The organism is Vibrio sp. YT-18 (genome assembly GCF_033337345.1).
Classification (GTDB): Bacteria; Pseudomonadota; Gammaproteobacteria; order Enterobacterales; family Vibrionaceae; genus Vibrio; species Vibrio alginolyticus.
In genome coordinates, this window is record NZ_JAWOQO010000119.1 from 1 (window position 1) to 1,348 (window position 1,348).

Annotated in this window: 1 protein-coding gene and 1 pseudogene; both read right to left on the minus strand. The window is 47.7% G+C overall.

Translation table 11 applies throughout. The features are described 5' to 3' along the window. Positions 1–277: pseudogene (locus tag R7M72_RS24790) on the minus strand (tripartite tricarboxylate transporter TctB family protein); the annotation flags it as partial. Between the two features lie 241 nt (positions 278–518). Beyond that, a partial coding sequence (locus R7M72_RS24795; protein WP_318056424.1) for a tripartite tricarboxylate transporter substrate binding protein occupies positions 519–1,348 on the minus strand: 830 nt, incomplete at its 5' end.

Below are 1,348 nucleotides of genomic sequence, written 5' to 3' on the forward strand. Positions count from 1 at the left end.
ACGAGATCAGTAACTTCCAGTTGAAGGTTAAAACGGCGCCGCTCTTTTTGTCTGGTTGGCCAGTCACAAGAAGCAAGAGAGAAAGCCCGCTGCCGATATAAGTCAGAATGGTTGGCAAGGTGCGCGCAGTAAACGGTTCATACTCATCGCCCGGAAACAGTGCGATTTGAGACGTTTGATAACCGTAGCAAAGGCAGAAGAGCAGGAAAATCATGGCGCCAACACAGTCGCGGCAGAGTAGATATTCTTTGGTAAAAACGTTGGTTGAACGAGACATATTCAACTCCTAACAAGAATAAAAAAGACCGTATATGAACGTTAATGTGCAAAGTAATCCATTAACAAGTAAGCATTTCGCTGCTAGTCGATATGCTTAACAATCAATAAACAAAGGAGTGTGGATGCCGAGTGTCGACAATGTCCATATACGGTGAAACTTAGAGTGCAAATGCCGTTGGGGCGAATAGCAACTCAGGTTTTACGCTAAGTTGCTATCGAAGGGAGCCCCGGAATAACGGTTATTTCAGGAAGCCTAGCTCACGCATCAGGTCACCCATTTGCTTCTCTTGATCTTCAAGGAACGCGAAGAATGCTTTGTCCGCTTTGTAGTTGTCTATCCAACCATTGCGGTCACGAACGACTTGCCACTCGTCTGTGTTGTACATCTTAGTGAATGCGGCATTCCATTCGTCGATTTTCTTTTGGCTAACGCCCGGTGCAGCAAAGAATCCACGCCAGTTCGCAAATACCGTTTCGTTGCCGTATTCCGTTAAAGTTGGAATGTTCGGCGCGGCTTCTAGGCGTTTTGGCGCGGTGATAGCAAGTACTTTCACTTGGCCAGATTTGGACATTTCCAGTACTTCACCTAAACCTGTTGAAAGCAATTGAGTTTCGCCAGAAAGCAGGGCTGCCATCGCTTTACCGCCCGCATCATAGCCAATGTAACGGACGTTACGCGCATCAACGCCTTCGCCTTTAAATGCCGCCGCAATGACAAGGTGATCCATAGAACCACGCGCTGAGCCACCAGCAATCTTCACTTTGCGAGGATCGGCTTCAAACGCTTTTACTGCATCTTCCCATGTGTTGTATGGCGAGTCCGCAGAGGCAACAATCGCGCCGTAGTCTGCAACTGTTGCAGCAACAGGCGTTAGGTCACGGAAGGATTGAGGAAAAATACCGCTAAGAGAACGCACAACAATTGGTGTTGAGTTCACCATGAGCGTGTCTTCTTGGCGATCTGCCGTTTCAATTAAGTGAGCGATGGCTTTACCACCGCCGCCACCTGATAGGTTTTGAAACGACACGTTTTCTACGATGTCTGATTTTACTAACACATCACCCGTAC